The following is a 6,260-nucleotide window of genomic DNA, read 5'->3' on the forward strand; positions in this document are numbered from 1 at the left end:
GTGCCTGCGCAGCCGCCGGCGGCCGCCCTCGCGCGCGCGGCGCACCGCATCGGCCGCGGGCTCGACGGAAGCGGCCGCCGCCGTCAGGGCGGCGCGCAGGGCGGTCTCGTCGTGGGTCATGACCTCTCCTCCGAAATGACTCGGGTGTCGTCGATCGCCGGCAGCACCGTCCGCAGCCGGGCGAGGGCGCGCGCCGTCTGGCTCTTCACCGTGCCGACGGAGCAGCCCATCGCCGCCGCCGTGTCGGCCTCCGAGAGGTCGGCGAAGAACCGCAGCACGACCACGGCGCGCTGCCGCGCCGTCAGCGTGCGCAACGCGGACACCACGACGGAGCGCTCGTGCAGCGCGTCGAGGGGGTCGGCGCGCTGGTCGGGCCGGTCGTGCTCGGCTCCGTACACCGCCTCGACGGGCCGCCGCGAGCGCATCCGCCAGCGGTTCATCGCCTGCCGGGTCAGCGCCCGGTGCGCGTACGCCGCCGGGTCGGCGACCCGTGGCCAGGCCACGTACAGCCGCTCGTACACGTCCTGGACCAGGTCCTCGGCCAGGCCTCGATCCCCTGTCAGCAGGTAGGCCGCACGGAGCAACCGCCCGGACCACCCGGCCACGAACTCGTCGAACCCGTCGTTGCGCACACCCCTCCTGACACCACGACGGCCGGAAAGGTTGTCCGGAACGCGCGAACTCCCGCCACCCCAGGGGTGACGGGAGTCCACGCGAGGATGGCGGCTACTTCACGGCGAGCAGGTCGATGACGAAGACCAGCGTCTTGCCGGACAGCCGGTGGCCGCCGCCGGCCGGGCCGTACGCCTGGTCGGGCGGGACGACGAGCTGGCGGCGTCCGCCCACGCGCATGCCGGGGATGCCGTCCTGCCAGCCCTTGATCAGGCCGCGCAGCGGGAACTCGATCGGCGCGCCGCGGTTCCAGGACGCGTCGAACTCCTCGCCGGTCTCGAACTCGACGCCCACGTAGTGGACGAGGACGGTCGCGCCAGGCGTGGCCTCGTCGCCGTCGCCGACGGTGAGGTCGCTGATCTGGAGGTCCGACGGCGGCTCGCCACCGACGAAGTCGATCTCGGGTCGTTCCATCAGTAGCTCCCGATGACGTCGATGACCAGCACCAGCGGCGTGCCCTCGGTGCCGTCGGGGTTGGCGTTGTCGGTGGCCGAGATGCGGCTGACGACCCGGCTGCCGACGGTGGCGCCGGTGAGCGCCTCGGCCAGGCCGGGGATGCCGGCCAGCTGCTCGGCGGCCAGCGTCAGCGGCGCCTGGCCCTCGTCCCACGTCGTGATGACGTCGGCGCCGTCGGGGTAGGAGGCCTGAACCATGTTGACCACGAGGTTCGCGCCCAGCTCCTCACCGTCGCCGTTGATGACCAGCGTGGAGTCGGAGGCCTCGGGCGGCGTGGCGCCCGCGAAGTCGAGGGTCGGGGCGGCGCCGTCCTCGCCGTCGGTGACTGTGGGCAGGCCCTCGGGGACGTCGGCGACGGGCTCGCCGGACGCGTGCGCGGTGGGGTCGATGGAGTCGACGATGTCGACCACGAACACCAGCGTGTCGTTCTGCAGGTCGTGGCCCTCCTGGGCGCCGTAGCCCTGGTCGGGCGGGATCGACAGCAGGACACGCGAGCCGACGGACTGGCCCGTCAGGCCCTCCTTCCAGCCCTCGATGACCTGGTTGAGCGAGAAGCTCGCCGCGCTGCCGCGGTCGTAGGAGTTGTCGAAGACGTACGGCTCGGCCTCGCCGGAGCCGGCGTCCTCGGACGGGTCGGCGCTGGCCTCGTCCTCGGGCGTGGCGGCGCCGCCGACGTCGCCCTCGGCCGGGGTCTCGGTGCCGGCCGGCGTCTCGGCAGGCGTCTCGGCCGGGGTCTCCGCGGGCGTCTCGGCGGGCGCATCCGAGGCGGGCGGGCGCGGTGCCCACGTCTGGCCGAGGTAGTTGGCCACGACGACGTCGTTCTCGCCGACCTCGGGGCCGTCGCCCTCGTCGATGACCTCGACCTCCAGGCTCTCCGGCGGGTCCTCGTCGGGGATGGTGAGGGTCGGCTTCTCCCCCGGCGCGCCGGAGACCTCGACGCCCAGGTCCGTGGTGGCGGTGGAGTCGCCGTCGCCGCCGTCGTCGCTCCCGCAGGCGGAGAGCGCGAGAGCGGATGACACGATCAGAGCGGCCAGAGCCTGTCGTCTGCGCACGGTGAACTAGTCCTTCATCTCAATCGCGGGCTGTCTGGTGTTCCGACGAAACGGCAACCCTATGCGCTGCACCTGAGAACTACCTGAACGGGCTGCGGCAGGCAGCTTACGCTCACATGCCCTCGATCAGGCGAGCGACCCTCTCGTCGACGGACCGGAACGGGTCCTTGCACAACACCGTACGTTGCGCCTGGTCGTTGAGCTTCAGGTGCACCCAGTCGACGGTGAAGTCGCGGCGCCGCTCCTGGGCCCGCTTGATGAACTCGCCCCGCAGCTTCGCCCGCGTGGTCTGCGGCGGCACCGACTTGGCCTCGAAGATCTCGACGTCGCGGGCCACCCGCTGCACCTGGCCGCGCTTCTCGAGCAGGTAGTACAGGCCGCGGCCGCGGTGGATGTCGTGGTAGGCGAGGTCGAGCTGCGCGACCCGCGGGTGGGTCAGCGTCATGTTGTGCTTGGCGCGGTAGCGCTCGATGAGGCGGTACTTCGTCACCCAGTCGATCTCGTTCTCGACCAGCGAGAGGTCGGCGGAGTCGATGGCCTTGATGGTGCGCTCCCACAGCTCGAGCACCCGCTGGATGGCCGGCGTGGCGAGCTCGCGGCGCTCGACGAAGTCGCGGGCCTTGGTGAAGTACTCCTCCTGGATCTCCAGCGCGGACGCCTCGCGGCCGCCGGCCAGCCGGACCTTGCGGCGCCCGGTGAGGTCGTGGCTGATCTCGCGGATGGCCCGGATGGGGTTCTCCAGCGTCATGTCGCGCAGGCCCACGCCGGCCTCGATCATGCGCAGCACGAGGTCGGTGGCGCCGACCTTGAGCAGCGTGGTGCACTCGTTCATGTTGGAGTCGCCGACGATGACGTGCAGGCGGCGGTAGCGCTCGGCGTCGGCGTGTGGCTCGTCGCGGGTGTTGATGATGGGCCGGCTGCGGGTGGTGGCGCTGGAGACGCCCTCCCAGATGTGCTCGGCCCGCTGGCTGACGGCGAACACCGCGCCCCGCGGCGTCTGCAGCACCTTGCCGGCGCCGCAGATGATCTGTCGCGTGACCAGGAACGGGATGAGGATGTCGGCCAGCCGGGAGAACTCACCGTGCCGTCCGACCAGGTAGTTCTCGTGGCAGCCGTAGGAGTTGCCGGCGGAGTCGGTGTTGTTCTTGAACAGGTAGACGTCGCCGGCGATGCCCTCTTCGGCCAGCCGCTTCTCCGCGTCGACCAGCAGGCCCTCGAGGACGCGCTCGCCGGCCTTGTCGTGGGTGACGAGGTCGGTGATGCTGTCGCACTCGGGGGTCGCGTACTCCGGGTGGCTGCCGACGTCGAGATAGAGCCGCGCGCCGTTGGACAGGAAGACGTTGCTGCTGCGGCCCCACGTGACGACCCGGCGGAAGAGGTAGCGGGCGACCTCGTCGGGCGACAGTCGCCGCTGCCCGCGGAACGTGCACGTGACGCCGTACTCGTTCTCGAGACCGAAGATGCGGCGATCCATGATTCGAGCCTAGTCGCCGGAGCCGTCGGAATCGGCCTGCGGCGAGGTCTCAGAACCGCCACGGCCGAGCAACGAGTCGAGGACCGGCCCGGTGAGCCGCCGGAACCGGCGCCGCGGCCGCTCGCGGTCGAGCACCGCCACCTCGAGCGACGACGTCGCCAGCTCGCGCGGCGCGTCGGTGTCGCGGCCCAGGGCGTCGACGGCCAGCCGCAGCGAGCCCTCCAGCGACGCGCCCTTCGTGAAGTGCTCGCCGACGTACTGGCCGACCTGCTCGGCCGCGCCGCCCATGACCGAGAAGCCGCTGTCGGCCCACACCGAGCCGTCGTAGGTGATGCGGTAGATCTGGTCGGCGTCGGTGGTCTCGCCGACCTCGGCCACGACCAGCTCGACCTCGTACGGCTTGGGGTCCTGGGTGAAGATGGTGCCCAGCGTCTGCGCGTACACGTTGGCCAGCGCCCGGCCGGACACGTCGACGCGGTCGTAGGAGTAGCCGCGCAGGTCGGCCAGCCGCACGCCCGCCTGGCGCAGGATCTCGAACTCGTTGTACTTGCCGACCGCGGCGAACGCGATGCGGTCGTAGATCTCGCTGATCTTGTGCAGCGACGGCGACGGGCTCTCGGCGGCGAACAGGATGCCGCCCGCGTACTGGATCACGATGACCGACCGGCCGCGGGCGATGCCCTTGCGCGCGTAGTCGGCGCGGTCCTTCATGATCTGCTCGGGCGAGACGTATCCGAACTGCATCGACACCGACGGGTTCCTCTCCTACGGGCTGGGTGCTGGGTGGGTGGTCAGCGCAGCGGCGCGACCGGGCCGTCGGGCCGGACGTCGCGGCCGGCGACGACCTCTTCGACGATCTGCGCGACGGCCTGTTCGTCGCGCTGCCGGTAGCCGGCCTCGTCGACCACCGCGACGATCGGGAAGATGCGCCGCTGCAGGTCGGGTCCGCCGGTCGCGGAGTCGTCGTCGGCGGCGTCGTACAGCGCCTGGACGGTGACCGCGATGGCCTCGTCGGCCGTGAGGTCGTCGCGGTAGAGCTTCTTCAGCGCGCCGCGGGCGAACACCGAGCCGGAGCCGACGGAGAAGAACTGGTGCTCCTCGTACCGGCCGCCGGTGACGTCGTAGGAGAAGATGCGGCCGCCGCCGGTGCCGAGGTCGTACCCGGCGAACAGCGGCACCACCGCCAGGCCCTGCATGGCCATGCCGAGGTTGCCGCGGATCATGTGCGACAGCCGGTTGGCCTTGCCCTCGAGGGACAGCACGGTGCCCTCGATCTTCTCGTAGTGCTCCAGCTCGAGCTGGAACAGCCGGATGAGCTCGAGGCCCAGTCCGGCCGCCCCGGCCATGCCGACCGCGGAGTACTCGTCGGCCTGGAACACCTTCTGGATGTCGCGCTGGGCGATCATGTTGCCCATCGTGGCCCGCCGGTCGCCGGCCATGACCACCCCGCCCTTGAACGTGGTGGCCACCAGCGTGGTGGCGTGCGGGGCGAGCTCACCCAGATCGGCGCCCGCCGGCACCCGGTTCCCAGGCAGCAGCTCAGGCGAGTACTGCCGCAGGAACTCGGTGAACGACGACGTCCCCGCAGTCAGGAACGCCGCCGGCAGACTGCCGATACGCGAGACATCAACCACTTACTCTCCACCCTTCTGCACGAACGACCGGACGAAGTCCTCGGCGTTCTCCTCCAGCACCTCGTCGATCTCGTCGAGGATGGAGTCGACGTCGTCGTCGATCTTGTCCTGCCGCTCCTTGAGCTCTTCGCTCGCCTCGGTCGCCGCGGTGTCCTCGACGTCCTCGTTCTTCCGGGTCTGCTTGTGACCACCGGTCGTCTCACGCGCCATCGCCAACCTCCACCTGGTCGCCTTGAGAACGACCCTATCCAGGAGTGGTGACATCATGCCGCCCCGGGACGCCGGATCGGGCCAGAGATTTACGACTTACGCCGACAGCGAAGCCGCCGGTTCGCCGGGTCGAGGGTGCGCCGGGGTCCTGTGACGTGGGCTGGGCTCCCCGTCCCCCTGCTGCCCCATTCTCTTGCCGCGCAACCGCGCCTCAAGTCCGCCATGGGTCGCTTCGCGACGACGGGCGGACTTGACCCGCGGTTCCGCGGCCAAGAACGGGCAGCTATCAGGGGGACGGGGAGGATGTGGGCACGCCTCGGCGTTGGCGTGCCCGTTTCGCGTGCTTTGTCGGGCCGTGGACAGCGATGATCATCGGCGATCGCCGACATCACGAGGATTACGTGAGCTTCACCATGCCTGTAAGGGTGTTGACGCTGGGGCAATCCTCGTGATGGCCCCCGAATCACGGTGAAATCTCACCAGGTGGACGCTCCACGACACCAACGCCACCCCGTAACGGGGCCAACGGCCCGGCAGCCGTCGCCACACTCCCCCCGTCCCCCTGATAGCTGCCCGNCCCGTAACGGGGCCAACGGCCCGGCAGCCGTCGCCACACTCCCCCCGTCCCCCTGATAGCTGCCCGTTCTGAGCCGCGTGCGCGCGGGTCAAGTCCAAGGCCCCCAACCAGAAGCGAACAGCACCCAGCAGAGGCCGCGGACTTGAGGCGCGCGTGCGCGGCCAAGACAATCGGGCAGCAGGGGG

The 6,260-nt window shown here is 70.7% G+C and carries 7 protein-coding genes; all 7 read right to left on the bottom strand.

What is annotated here, in order from left to right; genetic code table 11:
- Positions 1-116: 116 nt before the first annotated feature.
- Positions 117-632: a SigE family RNA polymerase sigma factor gene (locus DY240_RS02245; protein ID WP_119658347.1), complete on the bottom strand. Its 516-nt coding sequence runs from the start codon at positions 630-632 to the stop codon at positions 117-119.
- A 94-nt stretch (positions 633-726) separates the two neighbouring features.
- The gene (locus tag DY240_RS02250) at positions 727-1,089 is read right to left on the bottom strand and encodes an FKBP-type peptidyl-prolyl cis-trans isomerase (protein WP_119658353.1); all 363 of its coding nucleotides are present in this window, start codon (positions 1,087-1,089) and stop codon (positions 727-729) included.
- Positions 1,086-2,180, bottom strand: coding sequence for an FKBP-type peptidyl-prolyl cis-trans isomerase (locus DY240_RS02255; protein ID WP_147375175.1), 1,095 nt, complete (start codon positions 2,178-2,180; stop codon positions 1,086-1,088). The genes DY240_RS02250 and DY240_RS02255 overlap by 4 nt, the downstream gene beginning before the upstream one ends.
- A 112-nt stretch (positions 2,181-2,292) precedes the next feature.
- Positions 2,293-3,654 carry a Pup--protein ligase gene (gene pafA, locus DY240_RS02260; protein ID WP_119658349.1) on the bottom strand — a complete coding sequence of 454 codons (1,362 nt, stop codon included), beginning with the start codon at positions 3,652-3,654 and terminating at the stop codon, positions 2,293-2,295.
- A 9-nt stretch (positions 3,655-3,663) separates the two neighbouring features.
- Positions 3,664-4,398, bottom strand: a complete 735-nt coding sequence (prcA, locus tag DY240_RS02265) for a proteasome subunit alpha (protein WP_233552569.1) — start codon at positions 4,396-4,398, stop codon at positions 3,664-3,666.
- 47 nt (positions 4,399-4,445) lie between these two features.
- Entirely contained in the window at positions 4,446-5,288 is an 843-nt protein-coding gene (gene prcB / locus DY240_RS02270) for a proteasome subunit beta (protein WP_119658351.1), read from the bottom strand.
- Positions 5,289-5,498 carry a ubiquitin-like protein Pup gene (locus tag DY240_RS02275; RefSeq protein ID WP_119658352.1) on the bottom strand — a complete coding sequence of 70 codons (210 nt, stop codon included), beginning with the start codon at positions 5,496-5,498 and terminating at the stop codon, positions 5,289-5,291. It lies immediately after the preceding gene.
- Between the last annotated feature and the right edge of the window lie 762 nt (positions 5,499-6,260).

Origin of the sequence: Jiangella rhizosphaerae, from assembly GCF_003579925.1 — a bacterium.
GTDB lineage: Bacteria > Actinomycetota > Actinomycetes > Jiangellales > Jiangellaceae > Jiangella > Jiangella rhizosphaerae.